Origin of the sequence: Natrinema sp. H-ect1 (assembly GCF_041821105.1) — an archaeon.
Taxonomy (GTDB): Archaea; Halobacteriota; Halobacteria; order Halobacteriales; family Natrialbaceae; genus Natrinema; species Natrinema thermotolerans.
In genome coordinates, this window is the sequence record NZ_JBGUBA010000003.1 from 102,641 (window position 1) to 122,513 (window position 19,873).

The 19,873-nt window shown below is 67.4% G+C and carries 24 protein-coding genes; 12 read left to right on the forward strand and 12 right to left on the reverse strand.

Annotation, left to right across the window (positions count from 1 at the left end; translation table 11 throughout):
- Window positions 1-17 precede the first annotated feature (17 nt).
- Window positions 18-1,886 carry an SLC13 family permease gene (locus ACERIM_RS08845; RefSeq protein ID WP_373632602.1) on the forward strand — a complete coding sequence of 623 codons (1,869 nt, stop codon included), beginning with the start codon at window positions 18-20 and terminating at the stop codon, window positions 1,884-1,886.
- 22 nt (window positions 1,887-1,908) lie between these two features.
- Here ACERIM_RS08845 and ACERIM_RS08850 read toward each other — a convergent pair whose 3' ends face one another.
- From ACERIM_RS08850 to ACERIM_RS08870, 5 genes are all read right to left on the reverse strand, one after another.
- Entirely contained in the window at window positions 1,909-2,100 is a 192-nt protein-coding gene (locus ACERIM_RS08850) for a hypothetical protein (protein ID WP_373632152.1), read from the reverse strand.
- Window positions 2,101-2,174: 74 nt separating this feature from the next.
- Complete coding sequence (locus ACERIM_RS08855; RefSeq protein WP_006648452.1) at window positions 2,175-2,486, reverse strand: hypothetical protein; 312 nt, start codon at window positions 2,484-2,486, stop codon at window positions 2,175-2,177.
- A gap of 84 nt (window positions 2,487-2,570) precedes the next feature.
- The gene (locus tag ACERIM_RS08860; RefSeq protein WP_373632154.1) at window positions 2,571-3,608 is read right to left on the reverse strand and encodes an ABC transporter ATP-binding protein; all 1,038 of its coding nucleotides are present in this window, start codon (window positions 3,606-3,608) and stop codon (window positions 2,571-2,573) included.
- Window positions 3,605-5,506, reverse strand: coding sequence for an ABC transporter permease (locus tag ACERIM_RS08865; RefSeq protein ID WP_373632155.1), 1,902 nt, complete (start codon window positions 5,504-5,506; stop codon window positions 3,605-3,607). Before ACERIM_RS08865 ends, ACERIM_RS08860 begins: the two co-directional genes overlap by 4 nt.
- A 4-nt stretch (window positions 5,507-5,510) precedes the next feature.
- Window positions 5,511-6,593, reverse strand: coding sequence for a thiamine ABC transporter substrate binding subunit (locus tag ACERIM_RS08870; RefSeq protein WP_373632157.1), 1,083 nt, complete (start codon window positions 6,591-6,593; stop codon window positions 5,511-5,513).
- Between the two features lie 98 nt (window positions 6,594-6,691).
- Here ACERIM_RS08870 and ACERIM_RS08875 point away from each other — a divergent pair, with 98 nt between their 5' ends.
- The 3 genes from ACERIM_RS08875 (at window position 6,692) to ACERIM_RS08885 (ending at window position 8,752) form a co-directional block, all read left to right on the forward strand.
- The gene (locus ACERIM_RS08875; RefSeq protein WP_373632159.1) at window positions 6,692-7,804 is read left to right on the forward strand and encodes an AI-2E family transporter; all 1,113 of its coding nucleotides are present in this window, start codon (window positions 6,692-6,694) and stop codon (window positions 7,802-7,804) included.
- A gap of 84 nt (window positions 7,805-7,888) precedes the next feature.
- On the forward strand, window positions 7,889-8,101 hold the full coding sequence (locus tag ACERIM_RS08880; RefSeq protein WP_373632160.1) for a hypothetical protein: 213 nt from the start codon (window positions 7,889-7,891) through the stop codon (window positions 8,099-8,101).
- A gap of 93 nt (window positions 8,102-8,194) precedes the next feature.
- Window positions 8,195-8,752: a DUF5518 domain-containing protein gene (locus ACERIM_RS08885; protein WP_373632161.1), complete on the forward strand. Its 558-nt coding sequence runs from the start codon at window positions 8,195-8,197 to the stop codon at window positions 8,750-8,752.
- Here the strand turns inward: ACERIM_RS08885 and ACERIM_RS08890 are convergent, their stop codons facing one another.
- The 3 genes from ACERIM_RS08890 to ACERIM_RS08900 all read right to left on the reverse strand — a co-directional run bounded on the left by ACERIM_RS08890 (window position 8,753) and on the right by ACERIM_RS08900 (window position 11,221).
- The gene (locus tag ACERIM_RS08890; RefSeq protein ID WP_006648445.1) at window positions 8,753-10,045 is read right to left on the reverse strand and encodes an ABC transporter permease; all 1,293 of its coding nucleotides are present in this window, start codon (window positions 10,043-10,045) and stop codon (window positions 8,753-8,755) included.
- Complete coding sequence (locus tag ACERIM_RS08895; RefSeq protein ID WP_373632163.1) at window positions 10,042-10,800, reverse strand: ABC transporter ATP-binding protein; 759 nt, start codon at window positions 10,798-10,800, stop codon at window positions 10,042-10,044. Before ACERIM_RS08895 ends, ACERIM_RS08890 begins: the two co-directional genes overlap by 4 nt.
- Window positions 10,801-10,909: 109 nt before the next feature.
- Window positions 10,910-11,221 carry a hypothetical protein gene (locus ACERIM_RS08900; protein ID WP_373632165.1) on the reverse strand — a complete coding sequence of 104 codons (312 nt, stop codon included), beginning with the start codon at window positions 11,219-11,221 and terminating at the stop codon, window positions 10,910-10,912.
- A 318-nt stretch (window positions 11,222-11,539) separates the two neighbouring features.
- On the opposite strand from ACERIM_RS08900, the gene ACERIM_RS08905 reads away from it, so the two are divergent.
- From ACERIM_RS08905 to rpiA, 3 genes are read left to right on the forward strand one after another with little or no spacing between them, the layout of a single operon-like run.
- Complete coding sequence (locus ACERIM_RS08905) at window positions 11,540-12,481, forward strand: ABC transporter ATP-binding protein (protein ID WP_373632166.1); 942 nt, start codon at window positions 11,540-11,542, stop codon at window positions 12,479-12,481.
- Entirely contained in the window at window positions 12,478-13,332 is an 855-nt protein-coding gene (locus ACERIM_RS08910; protein WP_006648441.1) for an ABC transporter permease, read from the forward strand. The genes ACERIM_RS08905 and ACERIM_RS08910 overlap by 4 nt, the downstream gene beginning before the upstream one ends.
- Window positions 13,333-13,385: 53 nt before the next feature.
- Window positions 13,386-14,093, forward strand: coding sequence for a ribose-5-phosphate isomerase RpiA (gene rpiA / locus ACERIM_RS08915; protein WP_006648440.1), 708 nt, complete (start codon window positions 13,386-13,388; stop codon window positions 14,091-14,093).
- Between the two features lie 22 nt (window positions 14,094-14,115).
- Here the strand turns inward: rpiA and ACERIM_RS08920 are convergent, their stop codons facing one another.
- Window positions 14,116-14,571, reverse strand: coding sequence for a hypothetical protein (locus ACERIM_RS08920; protein ID WP_006648439.1), 456 nt, complete (start codon window positions 14,569-14,571; stop codon window positions 14,116-14,118).
- 116 nt (window positions 14,572-14,687) lie between these two features.
- Window positions 14,688-14,855 carry a DUF1931 family protein gene (locus tag ACERIM_RS08925; RefSeq protein WP_004267503.1) on the reverse strand — a complete coding sequence of 56 codons (168 nt, stop codon included), beginning with the start codon at window positions 14,853-14,855 and terminating at the stop codon, window positions 14,688-14,690.
- A 298-nt stretch (window positions 14,856-15,153) separates the two neighbouring features.
- On the opposite strand from ACERIM_RS08925, the gene larB reads away from it, so the two are divergent.
- From larB to ACERIM_RS08950, 5 genes are all read left to right on the forward strand, one after another.
- Window positions 15,154-15,912 carry a nickel pincer cofactor biosynthesis protein LarB gene (gene larB, locus ACERIM_RS08930; protein WP_006648438.1) on the forward strand — a complete coding sequence of 253 codons (759 nt, stop codon included), beginning with the start codon at window positions 15,154-15,156 and terminating at the stop codon, window positions 15,910-15,912.
- 117 nt (window positions 15,913-16,029) lie between these two features.
- Window positions 16,030-16,179 (forward strand): hypothetical protein, encoded by a 150-nt coding sequence (locus tag ACERIM_RS08935; protein WP_006183067.1) that lies wholly within the window; start codon window positions 16,030-16,032, stop codon window positions 16,177-16,179.
- A 77-nt stretch (window positions 16,180-16,256) separates the two neighbouring features.
- A complete protein-coding gene (locus ACERIM_RS08940; RefSeq protein WP_006183066.1) occupies window positions 16,257-16,505 on the forward strand; it encodes a GIY-YIG nuclease family protein in 249 nt (82 codons plus the stop codon).
- A gap of 88 nt (window positions 16,506-16,593) precedes the next feature.
- The gene (locus ACERIM_RS08945) at window positions 16,594-17,547 is read left to right on the forward strand and encodes a hypothetical protein (protein ID WP_373632169.1); all 954 of its coding nucleotides are present in this window, start codon (window positions 16,594-16,596) and stop codon (window positions 17,545-17,547) included.
- A 62-nt stretch (window positions 17,548-17,609) separates the two neighbouring features.
- Complete coding sequence (locus ACERIM_RS08950) at window positions 17,610-19,004, forward strand: phosphoglucomutase/phosphomannomutase family protein (RefSeq protein WP_373632170.1); 1,395 nt, start codon at window positions 17,610-17,612, stop codon at window positions 19,002-19,004.
- A gap of 72 nt (window positions 19,005-19,076) precedes the next feature.
- Here the strand turns inward: ACERIM_RS08950 and ACERIM_RS08955 are convergent, their stop codons facing one another.
- Window positions 19,077-19,316, reverse strand: coding sequence for a hypothetical protein (locus ACERIM_RS08955; RefSeq protein WP_373632172.1), 240 nt, complete (start codon window positions 19,314-19,316; stop codon window positions 19,077-19,079).
- 163 nt (window positions 19,317-19,479) lie between these two features.
- Window positions 19,480-19,821 carry a hypothetical protein gene (locus ACERIM_RS08960; protein ID WP_006648434.1) on the reverse strand — a complete coding sequence of 114 codons (342 nt, stop codon included), beginning with the start codon at window positions 19,819-19,821 and terminating at the stop codon, window positions 19,480-19,482.
- Between the last annotated feature and the right edge of the window lie 52 nt (window positions 19,822-19,873).

The window sequence follows — 19,873 nt, forward strand, 5'->3', positions numbered from 1 at the left end:
TCGCGGTGACGCCCCAGATGCTCGTGGTGTTCGCGATCATCCTTTTGGCGCTGGTGCTGTTCATTACCGAGTGGCTGCCGATCGACGTGACCGCCATCCTGATCATGGTGCTGTTGATGATTCTGGGTGCCGATGGCGTCGCGAACTTCACCGAAATCTCGACGACGGAAGGGACCTCCGGGTTCTCCAATTCGGCGACGATCACCGTGCTGGCGATGCTCATTCTGAGTTCGGGGATCAGTCAGACCGGCGTCGTCCAGATCATCGGCCGGAAGATGTCCGCGTTCGCCGGCGAGGACCTCGATAAACAGCTGCTCGCGACGATCGGGGTTAGTGGTCCGATCTCCGGGTTCATCAACAACACCCCCGTCGTCGCGATCCTCGTGCCCGTCGTCTCCGACATCGCTCACAAGGGCAAGACGTCGCCGTCGAAACTGCTGATTCCACTGTCCTACGCCTCGATGTTCGGCGGCATGCTCACGCTGATCGGGACCTCGACGAACATCCTCGCGAGCGACGTCTCCGCGCGCCTGCTCGATCACCCCTTCTCGATGTTCGAGTTCACCAAACTCGGCGTCATCGTCCTCCTCGTCGGCAGCCTCTATCTCATGACCGTCGGTCACCGGCTGCTCCCCGAACGAGTCCCCGTCGACGAGGACTACGTCACGGAGTACGCCATCGGGGAATACCTGACCGAAGCGATCGTCGACGAGGGCTCCCCGATCGTCGGCTCGACGGTCGCCGACGCAATCGATCGCGTCGAGTTCGACGCCGACATCCTGCAGGTCGTCCGCGACGGCGAGGAGTTCATCGAACCCATCGGCCAGAAGACGATCCGCGCCGGCGACACGCTCCGGCTGCGGGCCGACCGGCCGACCGTCCAACAACTCGTCGAACGCGAGACGCTCACGATCGACGGCGGTCCCGAGACCGACGCTGAACTCGAGCCCGAGGACATCTCCGACCGCACGCTGGTCGAGGTCGTCGTCCCCCGGGGCTCCTTCCTTGTGGGCGAGTCGCTCGAGACGTCGACGTTCCGCCAGCGCTACGACGCGACCGTGCTGGCCTTCCGTAGTCGAGGGGAGACGGTCCGTAGCGACATGGACGAACGCCGCATTCGAGTCGGCGACACGCTGTTGGTCCAGGCGGCACCCGACAGCATCGACCGGCTCTCGCAAAACGACGACTTCATCGTTGCCCACGAGCCGGACGAGCCCGACTACCGAACGGAGAAGATTCCCCACGCAGCGGCGATCATGGCCGGCGTCGTCGGCTTCGTCGCCGTCCCATGGGGGGCCGTCGGGACCGCGCTGGCCGGTGTGACCGGCGTCGCCGCGCTCGAGTCCATGTCGGCGCTGTCCCTGCCGATCATGGTCACCGCGCTGGCCGGCGTCGTCGCGATGGTCGCGTCGGGCGTCCTCAAGCCGACCGAGATCTACGACGCCGTCGAGTGGGACGTCATTTTCCTGCTTGCGGGAATCATCCCGCTGGGGATCGCCTTAGAACAGACCGGCGGGGCCGACTTCCTGGGGTCGCTCGTCGCGTCGACCGGGGCCTACCTCCCGGCGCTCGGCGTCCTCTGGGTCTTTTACCTCGCGACAGGGCTCATCACGGGCGTGATCTCGAACAACGCCAGCGTCGTGTTGATGCTCCCGGTGGCCGTCGAGACCGCCTCCCAGATCGGCGCGAACCCGTTCGCGTTCGTGCTGGCGGTGACCTTCGCGGCCTCGACGGCGTTTCTCACGCCCGTCGGCTACCAGACGAACCTGTTCGTCTACGGCCCCGGCGGCTACAAGTTCATGGACTTCGTCCGGGTCGGCGCGCCGCTGCAGTTCCTGCTCTCGATCGTCACCGTCCTCGGGATCAACTTCTTCTGGGGGCTGTAGCCCTCGCGTATCGCGCCGATCGCTACTCGTCGCTCGAGGCGGCGTCCTCGGCCGATTCCTCGTCGTCCGCGGCCGACTCGTCCCCGTCGCCCGCCTCGTCGGCCGGCGGCTCGTCCTCGTCGTCGCGCTCGAGGGCCTCCTCGAGTTCCCGCTCGCGCTGGCGCTCCTCGGCGTCGTCGGCCTGGTCCTCGCGCCCGTCCTTGGTGTCTGCCATAATATCACACACATCGCCGACGGGGATAACGCTGTGCCATGGCGCTTCAACGCCGTCCGCCCGCCGAGCGCTCGTCACCGGGACCCGACGAGACGACGCGGTCGGCGTCTCGAGGCCGTCGAGACGACCCGAACGAGCGCCGACCCCGGCTCGTAGGCCACGCGGTCGGTCGGGGACTTCGCGGCGACGAGCTTCCAGAAGCCCGGCGCGTCGAGTCGCAGCCGACACAGTCCCCGCTCGTCCGTGCGGGCCGATTTCCGTCCCGCCTCGACGAACGCCCCTTCGACCGGCCGTCGCCGGTCGTCGCGGACGCGAACGGTGAACTCGGTTCCGACGGGTACCTCGTGGCGCTCGAGGTCGACCCGGAGCCGACGAGTAACTTGCATGCAGGTAAGTAACACGATCCGATCGAAAAGCGACCACCCTGTGTATTCCGGTCCGGAGACGGGGCGCCGCGTCACGCGCGCGGCTCAGTCGGTCGCGACGACGTGAGCGTCGTCGGGGTCGAACCCGACCGTCAGTTCGTCGGCTTCGGGGACCCCGGGCAGTTGGAGGACGATCTCGACTCCGTTCCAGCGGCCGTGGACGCGGACGGTCTCGCCGAGGAACTCGCTGGTTTCGACGGTCACCGGCAGCCGGTTGGTCCCGACGTTCCGGGAGAGCGCACCCGGTCGCACGCAGACGGTGACCCGGTCGGCCCCCGGCGGGACCGCCGACACCGCGAGGGTTTCGCCGCCGACGTCGATCCGCGCCTGGTCCTCCTCTCGAGCCCGAACCGTGCCCTCGAAGACGTTGTTGTCGCCGACGAACTCGGCGACGAACCGCGTCGCTGGCTCGCGGTAGATCGCCTGTGGCCGGCCGACCTGCTCGACCCGGCCGCCGTTCATCACCGCCACGCGATCGGAGATCGCCAGCGCCTCGGCCTGATCGTGGGTGACGTAGACCGTCGTGATTGCGAGTGCCGACTGAATCCGTTTGACCTGTCGGCGCAGCGACTCCCGAAGCTGTGCGTCGAGCGCGCTCATCGGCTCGTCGAGCAAGAGCAGGTCGGGAGCCGGCGCGAGCGCCCGCGCCAGCGCGACCCGCTGGCGCTGCCCGCCCGACAACTGATCGGGGTCGCGCTCGCCCATTCCCTCGAGGTCGACCAGCGCGAGCAGTTCCCGGACGCGTTCGTCGACGGTCTGCCCGTCCGGGGGATCCCGAAATCGCAGCCCGTAGCCGACGTTCTCGGCGACGCTCATGTGGGGAAAGAGGGCGTAGCTCTGGAAGACGACGCCGACGTCTCGCTCCTCGGGCGGGACACCGTCCATCGCCCGGCCGTCGAAGCGGACGCTCCCCTCGGTCGGCGACTCGAAGCCGGCGACCGTCCGCAGCGTCGTCGTCTTCCCGCAGCCGGAGGGGCCGACGAGGGTGAAAAACTCCCCGTCACGGACCGTCAGGTCGATCCCCTCGAGCGCGACGGTCCCGTCGTATCGTTTGGCGACGCCCTCGAGTTCGAGGTCGGTCATCGCTCGAACCTCCCGCCGACGCGGTCGACGACGACGAAACTGGCGGCCGTGACGAACAGCAGAACCGTTCCCATGGCGATCGCGGGGCCGGAGCGACGGCCGAGATAGCGCTCGACGGCGACTGGCATCGTGTAGGTGTCGCCGCCGCCCGCCAAAATCACCGTCGAAGAGAACTCCCCGATCGAGATGGCGAAGGCGAAGGCTGCGCCGGCGACGATGCCGCTGGCCACGAGCGGCAACTCGACGTCCCGCAGCGCGCGGTACCGGGAGGCACCCAGCGCACGGGCGGACTCGACCATCGCCGGATCCAGGTTCGCGAGCAGCGGCGAGACGTTGCGCGTGACGAACGGGTAGGCCGCGACCGCGTGGGCCGCGACGATCGCGACCGCGCCGGTCACCTGAAACCGCCAGCCGCCGGGCAACGGAATCCCGAAGACCAGTCCTCGGAGCAGGCCGATCCCGAAGACGACGCCGCTGACCGCAAGCGGCAACATCGCCAGCGCGTCGACGACGGCCCCCGCACGGCCCGCCCGAGCGGTTACGACCGAGATCACGACGCCCATCGGGACGGCGACCGCGAGCGTCGCGACGCCAAACAGCAGCGAGTTCCGGATCGCGATCCACGGCAGCGTCTGGTAGCTGGCCCCCTCGAGCTGGCGCTCGAGCAGGAACGCGTAATGGCGACCCGTGAGCCCGCTCCCGTCGGTGACGCTGCCGACGATCAGGCTCGCCATCGGTCCGACGAAGACCACCAGTACGACGAGTCCGTAAGCGACGATCGCCAGCCGGCGCGGTGACAGCGCGGTCCGCAGGTCGGGAACGAGCGGCCGCCTCGCGGTCGACCCGGCCGCACGTGCCAGTCCCGACTGGGCGGACTCGTATCGGAGATAGGCGTACGTCAGTCCCAGCGAGAGCAGCGTCTCGAGGACGGCAAGCGTCGCGGCCTCGCCGTAGGCCAACTGGCGCACCCGGTCGTAGATCCAGACCTCGACGGTCGCCAACTGGAGCCCGCCCAGCGCGAGGACGATGGGGAAGGTCATGAACGTGAAGATGAAGGTCAGCAACGCGCCGGTCAACACTGCGGGAAACAGTTGCGGAACGACCACGTCGCGGAACGCCCGCCGCGGACTCGCACCGAGGCTGCGGGCCGTCTCGACGGCCCGGCGGTCGACGGACTCCCACGCGGCGACGGTCACGCGGGCCACCAGCGGCGCGTTGTAAAAGGCGTGGGCGACGATCACGATCGCCAGCGGGTTCCACTCGATGAACGGGTACGGCCCGAACCCGACCAGTCCGAGCAGGCCGTTGAGCGTCCCACCCCGGCCGAACATCGCGTAGAAGCCGACCGCGACCATGATCCCGGGCAGGACGAAAGGCAGGATCGTCAGCGAGCGAATCGTCCGCCGGCCCCGGAACTCGTAGGTCGCGAGGACGTAGGCGGCTGGTAGCCCGAGTGCAACGCTTGCGAGCGTCGACAGCGCCGCCTGATAGGCGGTAAAGCCGAACAGTCCCAACCGGACCCCCGGCGTCTCGAGGGCGAGCCACGGCACCGGCAGGCCGAGGCCGGGGATCGGCCGGACGACGGTAGCGGACACCGAGATGGCCCCGAACCAGCCGGCGACGCCCTCGAGATGGCTCCCGACCGCGAGCGGCTCCGCGAAGACGTCCGCGAGCGCCCCGACATAGAACGGATCGGTCAGGACCGCCCGGAAATGGGCGAGCGTCGGCCGGCCCGCCTCGAGGACGGCCTCGACGAAGACGACCCCGACCGGCAGGTAGAGCATGATCGCAAGCACCGCGGCCGTCGCGAGCGCCGCGAGCGAGAGGGCGTGGCGCTCGAGGCGCGACTGGAAGGTCACGACCGCGTTCCGGAGCCCAGGGCGATCCGATGCGGGCACGGGCTTACTGGCTGACGTACTCGCGGGCCCAGTCGTCGACCCACCCGCCGAGGCTGCCCCGAAGCGCATCGTAGTCGAACGCGACCGTTTCGGACGGCTCGTGGGCGTACTCGTCGAACGTCGAATCGAGGTCGACGTGGTCGTCCGCGACGGCCGGGAACTGGACGTTGCGCTGGGCGATCTCCGCCTGGGGCTCGCTCGAGAGGACGAAATCGAAGAAGTCGTAGGCGACGTCGACGTCCGTCGCTCCCTCGAGGATGCCCATTCCTTCGGGGTTGGCGTAGCCCTGCCCGTTCGGGAACGCGACCTGATGGCGGCTCATCTCGTAATCGTACTCGTTCGCGTACACCTGATCGGTCGAGTAGGAGACGACCATCGCCCGCTCGCCCTCCATGTACGCGCCGCTGTAGGACTCCGTCCAGCCGTCGAGGACGCGAACGCCGTTGTCCTCGAGGTCGCCCCAGTAGTCGAGGTAGCCGTCCTCGCCGTGGGCGTCGATCGTCCACAGCAGGAACGCCCGTCCCGGATCCGAGTTCTGGGCGTTCTGAGCCAGCAACGCGTCCTCGTAGGCCGGCTCGGTCAGGTCCGCGAGCGTCTCGGGTTCGTCGACGAGCGTCTCGTCGTAGACGAGACAGATGTAGCCCGTGTCGTAGGGCAGCACGCGACCGTGGGGGTCGCCCATCTCGAGTTCGTCGCGGATCCGATCGGCGTTGTCGAGCCGATCGACCTCGAGTTCCTGCAGGAGTTCGCCGTCGCCGAGTTCGTCGTCGATCCGGACGAGGTCGTCGACGTTGACCCCGACGTAGGCGTCGGCGTCGATGTCCGCGTTCTCCCGCGCGCTCCGCACGTACTGTGTGAGTCCCTGGTCGGGAACCGTCCACTCGATTTCGGCGTCGTGTTCGGCCTCGAACGCCTCTTTGAGCCACGGCCCGGCCGAGTTCTCTGTGTTGACCATCGAATCGTAGGTCGCGATCCGCAGCGTTCCGTCGTCGCCGTCGCCGTTCCCGCCGCCGTCGCGAGTCAGACAGCCGGCGACGCCGGTGACCGTCCCCGCACCGACCGTCCCGATGAACGTCCGTCGATCCATTACTCGGTGGTTACACTGAGTGGTCTTAAACGGCGTGATCGGCCGATCGGTCCCGTCAATCGGACAAAGACTTTACCGCTCGAGTGAGAGTCTCGGCTGTGACTGGGACCGCTCGCGGGGACGATCGCTCGAGACGAAAGCGCCGCTACGTCCTCGCGGGGATCGTCGTCGCGCTTGGGGTCGTGACCGGCGGGATCCTGCTCGAGGTACTGGGAACGATCCTCTTCGCACTGACGGTTGCCTACGTCCTCATGCCGGTCCAGGGGTGGCTCGTCAGGCGCGGGCTCTCGGAGTGGACGGCCGCGCTCGCGGCGACCGTGATCGGCTTCGCGAGTGCAACCGCCGTCTTCGCGCCGATCGTCGTGACGCTGTACTTCCGCATCGAGGGCGTCCTCGAGGCGGTCGAGGCCCTGCCGCGTGAGCTGTCGATCACGGCCTTCGGGGCGACCCAGACCATCGAGGCCGGTGAGGTTCAATCGATGGCGGTCGATTCCCTGAGCGGCGTCGCGACCGACTTCGCGCTTTCCCTCCCGGTCCTCGCGATCAAGTTCGCGCTGTTTCTCGTCCTCATTTTCGGCGTCCTGCTCAAAGGCGACGAGGCGGGCCGGGCCGCCGTCGCGCCGATCCCCTACGACTATCGCGACGTCGTCTACGCGCTCGCCACGCGGGCTCGAGAAACGCTGTACGCGATCTACGTCCTGCAGGTCGCGACCTCGCTCGCGACGTTTGCCGTTGCCTACCCGCTGTTTTGGGCGCTGGGATACGAGGGCGCACTGACGCTCGCGATCGTCGCCGCCGTGTTACAGTTCGTCCCGATCATCGGGCCGAGCATGCTGATCACGCCGATCGCGCTCTATCAGGCGGTCGCCGGCGACCTCGTCGCGGCAGCCCTGATCGGCGTTCTCGGCCTCGTCCTCGTTGGCTGGCTCCCCGACGTCGTCGTCCGGCCGCGGCTGGCGCGTCGCTCCGCCGGCCTCCCCGGCAGCCTCTACTTCGTCGGCTTCACCGGTGGGCTCTTTACTCTCGGCCCGATCGGCGTCGTCGTCGGCCCGCTGCTGGTCGCCGTCTTCGTCGAGGCCGTCGACCTGCTGGCCGACGAGGTCAACACCGACGCCACGTTCAGCGAGATCATCGAAGCCGATCTCGAGTCCGATTCCGAGGACACCGAGACGACCTTCGAGGAGTCGAGTCCGCGGACGGCCGACGACTGAGGCCGGGATATCGCTGGCGCGGCCGGTCGCTGCCGGAGCGGGGCGAACGACACTTTGATCGAGTTGGAAAAAGTACACGTACGCATGAACCGTCAGCCCCCGCTTCCCGTCGCCCTCCTGGTCATGGGGATCGCGATCGCCTGTACGCTCGTCATCGCGTCCGGCTTCCTCGATCCCGAGTGGATGCTCGAGACGCTCGGACTCGAGCTGTATCTCGGTGCGATCGTCGGGATGCTGGGCTGTGGCGTCCTCTCGTTCTGGTTCGACCTCGCCGGGCCCATTCGCCGAGCGCTGTAACGCTGCCTTCGGTTCCCCGCTAATCGATATCGTCACCGTGCCGATCGCCGTCTTTCTCCCCACAATTTTTAGGATCCCCGTCATCCGTTCGGTATGGTCACCACTCGGACGCTTCTCAACGCCGTCATCGGTGCCGTCGTCGGTGTCGTCCTCTCGTTCATCCCGTTCTCGACCGTCCTCGGCGGCCTCGTCGCCGGGTTCCTCGAGGGGCCGGACGGCCGCGAGGGCGCAATCGTCGGTGCGCTGGCCGGTGCGATCGCGTTCCTGCCGATCGCGGGGCTGGGACTGCTCCTGTTCGGGCTCCTCGGAATCGGCCTCGCCGGCGGGGTTCCGCTCGAGGGGTTCGCGGTGGTCTCGGTCGTGATCGTCGTCGCCGGGTTCTTCGCGCTCGCCTACACGGTCGGGCCGTCCTTGCTCGGCGGCTATCTAGGCGCGTATCTCGCCCGTGAGTATCCCGACCAACACCACCGGACGCGGGCCACCATCGGCTACGAAACGGAGTCGGGTGGGGCTCCCCCCACCGAGGGCGCGCCGACGCGGGACCGCGAGTACGACCGCGACTCGGGAACCGCGGACTCGAGGGAGTTCGGTGCCGATCGAATCGACGACGAACGGGACGACGATCACGAACGGAACCGCGACCGGTTCTGATCACTCGTAGCGCAGCGCGTCGATCGGGTCCGTCCGCGCGGCCCGCCACGCGGGGTACAGCCCCGCGAGGACCCCGACGAGTATCCCCACGACGATCGCGAGCGCGACGTACTCGAGGGGGTAGACCAGCGGCAGATCGACGTATTCGGCCCCGACGTAGCCACCGATCAGGCCGAGTCCGGTCCCCAGAATCGCGCCGATCACCCCGAGGATGACCGCCTCGGTCAGGAACAGGCCCAAGACGTCGCGGTTCTGCGCGCCGACGGCTTTCATGATGCCGATCTCGCGGGTTCGCTCGGTGACGCTGACCAGCATAATGTTGGCGATGCCGATCGAGCCGACCAGCAGGGAGATGGCCGCGATGCCGACGATGAAGTTCCGTAACAGATCCAGCACGTCCTGGAGCTGCTGGAGCAGCTCCGTACTCGTCCGGAACGTGACCGCGAGGTCGTCGCCGAGGAACTCGCTGGCGTCGGACCGATCGCTCTCGAGGTAGTCGGTCGCGCTCTCGCGGGCGGCGTCGATATCGGCCTCGTCGTCGGAGGGGGCTTCGACGATGATCGCGAGGAAGCGGGCCTCGCCGCTCTCGCCGGCGCTTTCGTTGTCGCCGCCGTCGTCACCGCCGCCGGCTCCGAGTCCCGACGCTTGTTCCGTGTAGTAGGGATCGGTCGGGACGTACACCCGCGGCGAGGACTCGAACCCCTCGAAGGGGCTCTGTCCCTCGCTGGTGTCGGTGATCCCGACCACTTCGACGGTCCGTCGTTCGCCGCCGAGGATCGTCACGGTCAGTTCGTCGCCGACGGTGACGTTCTCCTCGAACTGGTTGGCCGCCGCCGGGTTGAGGACCGCCTCGCGTTCGCCCTGCCGGAACTGTCTGCCCTCGGCCAACCGCTCTTCGCGGATGTACGACGGTCCCGAGGCGATCAGTCCGTTCCCCTGGGCGACCGTCTCCTCGCCGTTCGAGATCGCTTGCGTCTGAATCGTCGCGTAGCCGTAGGCCGCCTCGACCTCGTCTAAGTCCCCGACCGCCGCGAGGTCGTCGTCCGTAAACACCGGTTGGGCACCCGCCAGCGGCCCGCCCTCGGTGTCGGGGTCGGCGGCCCAGCCGTAGACGTTGCGCTGATCGTCGGGACTGATGTCGCCAATGATACCGGCCTGTAGGCTCGCACCCAGTGTGACGAACGCGATCACCGCCGCGATCCCGATCACGATCCCCAGCGTCGTCAGCGCTGACCGGAGCTTATGGCCCCGGATCGAACGCCACGCCAGCCGTAGACTCTCGAGTGGGTTCACTCGGAATCGGCCTCCGTCGGCTCCGACGAACCCGTTCGGGAGGCCGGTTCCGCCGCGCCGTCGCCCGCGAGTTCCTCGATCCGTTCGATCCGCCCGTCGAGCAGGTGGACGATCCGGTCGGCCCGCTCGGCGACGTGGCGCTCGTGGGTAACGACGATCATCGTCGTCCCGGCGTCGTGGAACTCGTCGAAGAGATCCAGGATCTCGGCCTCGGTGTCGGTATCGAGGTTGCCGGAGGGCTCGTCGGCCAGCACGATCGCCGGGTCGTTGACCAGCGCCCGGGCCAGCGCGACCCGTTGGCGCTGGCCGCCCGACAGTTCGTTGGGCAGGTGATCCCCGCGGTCGGCAAGCCCGACCCGCTCGAGCAGGTCACGCGCTCGCTCGCGCCGTTCCGTCCGGTCGATCCCCTGAAACAGCTGCGGGAGGGCGACGTTCTCGACGGCGTTCAGTCGGGGCATGAGGTTGAACGTCTGGAAGACGAAGCCGACCTCGGTGCCCCGGAGGCGGGTCCGCTCGCGGTCGTCCAGCGTGTCGACTGCTCGACCACCGACGACGACCTCGCCCTCCGTCGGGGTGTCCAGACAGCCCACGAGGTTCATCAGCGTCGACTTGCCCGAGCCGCTGGGGCCCATGATCGCCGTGTAGGACCCTTCCGGTACCTCGAGCGAGACGCCGTCTAACGCGTGGACGGGCTCGCCGATCCGATAGGTCTTGCGGACGTCCGAGAGGGAGACGGCCGTCTCCGCCGTTGCCATGAGCGTTGATCGACGGACGGCTCAAAAAAAGTTCGGCGTAACGATGTGTCCGCGACGGCGGCCGACTGCACGGGCGTCGGGTCTCGGAGTCGGCGACGATCCGGTGGCGCTACCACTCGCCGCTCGTCGCGTCGCCGCCCATCGACTCCGCTGCCGTCTCGTCGCCTCGGAGGAGGACGTACGCGATGACGGCGAGGATACCGATCGGGAAGACGACGAACAGCAACGCGCCGACGCCGACGGCCCACGCGAGTTCGTTGTTCTCGCGTTTCGCGGCGTCCTTGTATACCCAGTAGGCGACGCCGACCGTGATCGCGACGGCGATGACGAAGCCGATCACCATCGCGGCGAGCATCGTCGTCGAGTCGACGGGGAGTTCTTCACCGCCGGACTGGAGCGGAAGGAGGGCGAGTTGCAACATTATACCACCCGGCTCGAGCGGCGGGTCGGTCGTCGAGCGGGACCATGTTGCCGATCGGGACCGGCGTAATCGGCGGGGTGGAGAGCAGGGTCTCGCATACAAGTGATTGTGTCCCAACAGGTACTATAGCTCTTCCGATCCGATTCCGTAATTGACAATACGTCCTCGCTGCCGGGACGGATATCGTAGCCGCTGAAGCGATTGACACACTGATTGCAACGCTGTCGTACGATCAGGTTCGCAGTGAGTTTCAGTGGCGACTATCGTTCCGGCATGCAGAAAGTTATTTGTCATCCAAAATAGTAGTATAGTTAAACAGTGCCCTCCATCGATATATCCAACGTGACGAAACGGTACGGTACCGAGACGGCACTCGACGGGCTCTCGCTGTCCGTCGAGCGCGGCGAAATATACGGCTTTCTCGGTCCCAACGGGGCCGGGAAGTCGACAACGATCAACCTCCTGTTGGACTTCATTCGGCCGACTACCGGCGAGGTTCGGGTGTTCGACCTCGATGCGCAGGCGGACTCCCTCGAGATCCGCCAGCGAACCGGTATCCTTCCCGAGGGCGCCGAACTCTACGAGCGCCTGACCGGCCGCCAGCACGTCCAGTTCGCGATCGAGTCCAAGGGGGCCGACGACGACCCCGACGAACTCATCGAGCGGGTCGGTCTCTCGCCCGACGCGGCCGCGAAGAAGGCCGGCGGCTACTCGAAGGGGATGGCCCAGCGGCTCACCTTCGCGACGGCCCTGGTCGGCGAGCCCGACCTCCTGATCTTAGACGAGCCCTCCACCGGCCTCGACCCCAACGGGGCTCGCCGAATGCGCGAGATCATCCGCGAGGAAAACGAACGCGGCGCGACCGTCTTCTTCTCGAGTCACGTCCTCGGGCAGGTCGAGGCGGTCTGTGACCGCGTCGGCATCCTCCGGGACGGCGACCTGATCACCGAGGACACCGTCGAGGGACTGCGCGACTCGATGCCCGACCAGACCAGACTCCGCGTGACCCTCGATCGGATCCCCGACGACTCGGATGCTGCCCTCGCAGCGGTCGAGGCGATCGACGGCGTCTCCTCGGTGACCCCGGAGGGACGGTCCCTCGTCGTCGCCTGCGAGGACCGCGCCAAGACCGAGGTCCTCCACGTCGTCGAGGAGTACGGCGTCACTGTCGAGGACTTCGAGACCGACGAGTCCTCGCTGGAGGACCTGTTCGTCGCCTACACTACGGGGGCCGACGGCGGCCGGGAGGTGGTTCGATGAGCGCGATCACCGTCGCGAAGAAGGACTTTCGTGACGCGGTCCGGTCGCGCCTGCTGCTGGGACTGACCGCGCTCTTTGCCCTGTTTACCGTCGGCGGAGCCGCGCTGGCCTCGTGGGCTTCCGGGTTGTTTTCGGAGGGTGGCGGCGAGTCGACGATCGGACTGATCTTCGCGTTGCAGACGCCGGCGGGCTTTCTCGTGCCCGTGATCGCACTGATCGTCGGCTACGGTGCGATCGCGGGCGAACGCGAGACCGGGAGCCTGAAGTTCCTGCTCGGACTGCCCCACCGCCGTCGGGACGTCGTCCTCGGGAAGGTCCTCGGTCGAACGGGCGTCGTCGCAGTGTCGATCCTGATCGGCTTCGCCGTCGGCCTGATCGGGCTCGTCGCCTTCGTCGGCGAGGTTTCGCCCGTCGACTATCTCGCCTTTACGCTGGTGACGGTCGCTTTCGGGTTCGTCTACGTCTGTCTCGGCGTCGGCATCTCCGCGATGACCCGGTCGACGACCAAGGCTGCCGTCGGCGCGATCGCACTCGTGGTCCTGTTCAAAGCCCTCTGGGGAATACTCTCACAGGTCCTGCTCTACGCCATCGAGGGAACGTTCCTTCCCGAGACGTTCCCCGGCTGGTACCTCGTCTTCAACTCCATCACGCCGGATGCCGCCTACGGCTCCGCGATCGGGTTCGTCCTCCGCGAATCGCAGTTCACCTCGGCGGGTGCCTACGAGTCACAGGGACTGATCGAGAGCGTGCCGCTGGTGGCCGAGCCGTGGTTCGGTTTCGTGATCCTCGCCGTCTGGGCGCTCCTGCCGCTGGCACTGGGTCTCTGGGGGTTCGGACGAGCGGATCTCTGAGCGGCCGACCGCGAATTACAACGTTTTTGCCCTCGCCGCTCCCGTGAGGAGGTATGAAGACGGCAGGTGGCTCCGACGCGGCGAAACGACGGGCCGGCGAACGCGCGGCCGAGGACGTCGCCGACGGGTTCGTCGTCGGCCTCGGCACCGGCTCGACGACCGCCTATGCGATCCGCGCGCTCGGCCGGGCCGTCGACGACGGCCTCGAGATCCGGGGGGTCCCGACCTCCTTCCAGTCCCGCCAGTTGGCCCTCGAGGTCGGCATCGAACTGACCGACCTCGACGCGGTCGACGGCCTCGATCTGGCGATCGACGGGGCGGATCAGGTCGTCGACGACGCGGACGCGGCCGCACACGGCGCGTTGATCAAGGGTGGCGGCGCGGCACACGCCCGCGAGAAACTCGTGGACGCGGCGGCCGACCGGTTCGTCGTCGTCGCCGACCCCTCGAAGCTGACCACTCGCCTCGAGCGGTCGGTCCCGGTCGCCGTCCTTCCGGACGCCCATACCGTCGTCGCGGACCGAATTCGGGACCTCGGCGGCGAGCCGACGCTCCGAGATGCCGGCGAGAAGGACGGCCCGGTCGTGACCGACAACGGCAATCTCGTCCTCGACTGTGCGTTCGGCGCGATCGACGATCCCGACGAACTGGCGGCGCGGCTCTCGGCGATTCCGGGTGTGGTCGAACACGGGCTGTTCGTCGGTATGGCCGACGCGACCTACGTCGGCACCGACGACGGCGTCGAGGTCCGCCGGTACTGAAACGGTTTCGGGCCGGAGCCCCTTACCGCGCCGGGAGCGGGGGCCGACCCGACGACTCCGCGATCTCGGATTCCCCTTCCTCAATCGCCGACTCCTCGTTCGTACTCCGTGAGAGCAGCGTCACGGTCAGATAGAGGACGCCAAGCAGCCGCGCCGCGGGCTCGACCCACGGCTGCAACTCGAGGTCGTCGGTGTTGGCATAGACCAGGTGCTGACTGAGGTCGATGATCGGCCGCGGGACGAGGACGAGCGTCAGCCCGGCGAGCCCGAGCAGCCCGGAAACCAGCGTCGATCCCTGCCGGCCGCGGACGAGCAGCCAGACGAAGACCAGCCCCTCGAGCCGAGCGCCGGCGAGCGCGAGCGGCCGCGGTTGGGGCTCGCCGGGGTTTCGGAGGCCGATCCGTTCGCAGGCGGCGATCACCGGTTCCGGTTTCACGATCTCGAGGAGGCCGAAGCCGATCAGCAGTCTGCGCAACATATCCGTCCGTATCACGGCATCGGGCAAAAAACTCGAGCCGGCAACGTCGCCGGGTGTCGGCCGGCGACAGCTACCGCTATCGACCGTAGCGTCCGAAAAAATTGGGGTGGCGTCCCTTACAGGTCGCGGGGCTGGACCGTCTTCCGGTCGTTGGCTTCCGCGCGTCGGGCGGCGTCCTCGAGAAGCTCGTCGACTTCCTCGTCGAGTGCGTCGTAGAAGTCGGAGGCAACGTTTTTGTCATCGAGCGCTTCCTTTACGGCGGCTTTGACGATAAGATCTGCCATACGGTGTATCGGTTTCGCATAACTCCATATAAGAATTTTGGTTAGCAGCGGAAATACGGGGGTTGCAGCGGTTGATTCGCCCGTTTCGACCACCGATCTCACCGGAAAGTATATGGCATATGAGTGGCGGCCCCGCCGAACGGGGGTCGCGAATCGGCTGAGTTGCCTCGCGCGCGGTCCTCCGGGGCTCGCACGTACGTTACGAGATCACAAGACCCTCGACGGCGTCCGCGCCGTGACTCGTCCCGGACCGACCGCCAGCCGACGCATTCGAGTACGTCGACCCCGGAACGGCGGTATGCGCGAACTCCTCGAGGCCGTGGCCGACGGCGACCTGTCGCCGGCCGAGGCCGAAGCCGAACTCAGGGGGTACGTGGTCGGCGAGGCGGGCCGGTTCGACGCGGCCCGTCGACAGCGCCGCGGGATCCCGGAAGCGATCTTCGCGGAGGGGAAGTCGGCCGAACAGGTCGTCGCGCTCGCCGAAACCGCCCTCGAGACGACGGGCCGAGCGCTGCTGACGCGTCTGTCGGAGCCGCAGTTCGACGCGCTCAGGGATCACTTCGCAGCGACCGCCCCCGACGCGACGCTCGAGCGCCGGAGCGCGACGGCGCGAGTGCTGGCTCCCGACTACGAGCCACCGTCGCTCGATGCGACGGTGGGGATCGCCACCGGCGGGACGGTCGACGAAGCGGTCGCCGACGAGGCCGAAACCGTCCTGCTGGACGCGGGCGTGACGGTCGATCGCGTCGACGACATCGGCGTCGCCGCGCTGTCCCGAACCCTCGACCAACTCGACCGGCTCCGCGGGGCCGACGTGTTGATCGTCGTCGCCGGCCGGGAGGGTGCGTTGCCAACCGTCGTCGCCGGCCTCGTCGATACGCCGGTCATCGGTGTCCCCGTCGCGAGCGGCTACGGCTACGGTGGCGACGGTGAGGCGGCGCTTGCCGGGATGCTCCAGTCCTGTACCGTCCTCTCGGTCGTCAACGTCGATGCGGGCTTCGTCGCCGGGGCACAGGCGACCCTCATCGCCCGTTCGATCGCCGCCGGCCGCGACTGAGCCCTACCCCGTTCGGCAAAAATAGTTTCCACAACCCAAAAGCCAAACAGTGTTTGGAGAAGGCTATTTAACCGTACACCCGGTATACCCTGATACCGGCTCCGGCCGGTGTGACCAATGCCCAAGTGTGACCACTGCGGCGCGCACGTTTCCGAACGGTTCGCACGCGTCTTCGCCGACGAACGCGGCGAGATCCACGCGTGTGTCAGTTGTTCGGCCAACGCCGGCATCGCTGAAGCCGCGAAAGAGCGCGCTCGCGGCACCTGACCATCGCGATCGATCACGACTACCACGCGCCCCCACGGACGAGACGCTTTTTAGGCTGGTCTCCCTGCTCACGACCGATGGCCGATCACGTCGTCTACGTCCTCGAGTGTGCCGATGGCTCCCTCTATACCGGCTACACGACCGACCTCGAGCGACGCGTCGCCGAACACGATGCGGGCGAGGGCGCGAAGTACACCCGCGGTCGGACGCCGGTCGAACTCCGCTACCACGAGCGCTTCGACTCGAAATCGGCGGCGATGTCCCGCGAGTACGAGATCAAACAACTCTCACGAACTGAGAAGGAACGGCTCGTGGGCCTCGAGTAACGCCGGTCACGACGAATGCCTCGCCGGTCATTTCCCTCTGACACACGCCGAAAAATAGATATCCATCGGGAATGACAGTTCTCTCGAGATGCAAATCGACGTCGTCGACGAACTCAGACAACCGGAGTACACCGGCGACAACCGGTGTGAGCCCTGTACAGTCCTGAACCTGGTTATCGCGGCGATACTCGGTTCGATCGTCGCCCGCAAATCCCGTCTCGGCGGACTGGTCGCCGTCGGCGTTTCGATCGCGCTGATCTACCTCCGTGGGTATCTCGTCCCCGGGACGCCGACGCTGACCAAGCGGTACCTCCCGCCTGCAGTACTGCGCTGGTTCGGCAAGGATCCCGAACCCGCGGTCGCGAGCGGCCTCGGCGGCGGCCCGACGACCGAAACCGACCGCGATTCGACGGCGGACGACGCGGTCACGTTCGACGAGGACGCGGCCGTCGCGACCGACGACACGACGTCAGCCGCCGACGGCGACGGGACCGCCGCTGCCGGAGCTGACGCCGATCCTGTCGCCGATCTCGAGACGTTCTTCCTCGAGAACGACGTCCTCGAGCCCTGCGAGGATCGCGACGATCTCTGTCTCACCGACGAGTTCGAAGCCGTCTGGTTCGGCGAGATCGACCCGCTCGCTGAGTCGGGGGTCGACGTCGAGGCGGCCGTCGACGCCTTCGGGTTCGACGCCGACCCCGAGCGGTTCGAACTCAGCGAACACGGGGAGGCATACCGACTGCTCTCGCAGACCGGCGCGGCCGGCCGCTGGCCTTCCCACGCCGCCCTGCTCGCCGACGTTGCCGCCAGCCGCGCGCTCGCGTCGTGGACCGACGACTGGGACGCCTATGCGCCCGAGACGAAAGGCGGGGTCCTCAACGGACTCCGGATGTTCCTCGAGACCTGTCCCTCCGGCGGCGACGTCCGGATGGGCGAGGAGGTCGTCGAGTCCTGCTGTAGCTCCCACGAAGTGATCGCGGTCACCTGCGAGGATACCGGCGAGCGGCTCTTCGAGCAGCGACTCGCGGACGTCGACGCCTGATCGCTTCCGACCGGCCCCGTCGTCCCGTCGCTTTTTTCGCGCCGGCCCTCGACCACCGGTGCATGGAGTCGATCAGCTTCGGTACCGACGGCTGGCGGGCGACGCTCGAGGAGTTCACGTCGCCCCGCGTTCGGATGGTGGGGCAAGCGGTCGCGACGTATCTCACCGACGAGGGCCTCGAGGGGCCGGTCGCAGTAGGGTACGACGCCCGCGAGGGTTCGCGGGGGTTCGCGGAGGAACTGGCACGGGTGCTGTGTGCCAACGGGTTCGACGTCCTGCTCGCCGATCGGGACCGACCGACGCCGCTCGTCGCCTACGCCATCGCCGACCGTGACCTCGCCGGCGGGCTGGTGATCACCGCTTCGCACAACCCGCCGGAGTACAACGGCGTCAAGTTCATCCCCGGCGACGGCGCGCCGGCCCTCCCCGACGTTACCGACGCCATCGCCGACCGGCTCGCCGAGCCAGATCCGCTCCCCGAGGCCGACCACGGGGCCGTCACCGAGGTCGACTTCGCAGGGCCACACGCCGACGCCGCCCTCGAGCTGGTCGAATCGATGGCCGGCGATGTCGACCTCGCCGACCGCACCGTCGCCTACGACGCCATGCACGGCAGCGGCCGCGGGACCACCGACGCCCTGCTCGAGCGGGCCGGCGCGTCCCTGGAGTGTCTGCGCTGCGAGCCCGACCCCGAGTTCGGCGGCGGCGCGCCGGAACCGGCCGCCGAGAACCTCGAGACGCTGATCGACCTCGTCACCGCCGACGACACCGCGCCGGAGCTGGGAATCGCCAACGACGGCGACGCCGACCGCATCGCCGTCGTCACGCCCGAGCGGGGCTATCTCGACGAGAACCTCTTTTTCGCCGCGCTCTACGACTACCTGCTCGAGACGGACTCGGGGCCGGCGGTCCGGACCGTCTCCACGACCTACCTGATCGACCGGGTCGCCGAGGCTCACGGGGAGTCGGTTCACGAGGTCCCGGTCGGCTTCAAGTGGGTCGCGCAGGCGATCGGCGAACACGACGCCCTCGTCGGCGGCGAGGAGTCGGGCGGGTTCACCGTCCGGGGCCACGTCCGCGAGAAGGACGGCGTCCTCATGGCCCTGCTCGCGGCCGTGATGCACGCCGCGGAGCCGATCGACGACCGGGTGGATCGCCTGCTCGAGGAACACGGAACAGTCGTTCAGGACAAGACCAGCGTCGACTGTCCCGACGACGAGAAGGCGCGGGTGGTCTCCGAACTCGAGGACGAAATCCCCGAGACAGTGGCCGGGACCGCCGTCGAGGACGTCAACACCGCCGACGGGTTCAAACTGCTGCTGGCCGACGGCTCGTGGCTGCTGGTGCGTCCCAGCGGGACCGAGCCCGTGCTGCGGATCTACGCCGAGGCCGAAGACGAGGCGCGGGTGGGGGCGTTGCTCGAGGCGGGTCGGGAACTGGTCGAACCGCTGGTTTGAGACACGGCCGCTGAGGCCATTTCTGTCCGCTCTCTGGCGTGGTTTCGAGTTCCGACGGCTCGTCGGCTCGTGTCACTTCCGCCAGATCGTGTCGAGTAACTCTCCCGTTTCCGGGTCGAACCGATACTCGTAGCCGTCGGTCGCGTAGCCACAGAGGTTGCCGTTGTCGAGCCAGATGTCGGTAAACGGCGGTGCCGACGCTGGCGCATCACTGTGGAGGTGGTCACCGACCCACCAGCGTTCTGTCCCGTCGCGATCGAACACGTAGGGATTCCGCCCGTCCGAATCCGGGTGGCTCGAGGTCTCGAGCATGACGGCGACGAGATCGTCGTCGATGGGGGAGAACCTTCCCGACCCAGCCGCCGTCGAATTCGATCTTCTCGCTGCCGAGGTAGAGGACGTTCGCCGAGACGCTCTCGAGTAGTTCACCGGAGTCCGGGTCAACGCGGTAGGCGTGCTGGTTCTTGTTCTGGACTCAGAGGGACCCGTCGGTCTGCCAAAGGCTCATGTAATAGGGCTCCTCGTCCTCAGGCGGTTCGTGTGGTGCTTCAGGGAGTATCCATTGTGGGTTTGCATCGCCATCGAAGCCAACTACGTTCCGATATTTGTTCTCTAACTCGAAGTCAGCGCCGCCAGTTTTATGACTCATATCGACCCCGAGGTCTTCCCAAAACTCGATGTCGGGATGGCACCAGCCGGTACGCAACGCGATCGCTGTATTATCGACGACCGTACAGCTTTGCGCTCCGTGAGAGAGGGAAATCGTTCGGTTGTTGATCACGATCTCGGAGTGTCCCGTGTTGATTTGCAGGATCATCGGTGTCCCCCGAGCCAGTAGCTTGCCCGCAGAGAAATCTGTGAGACAGTCT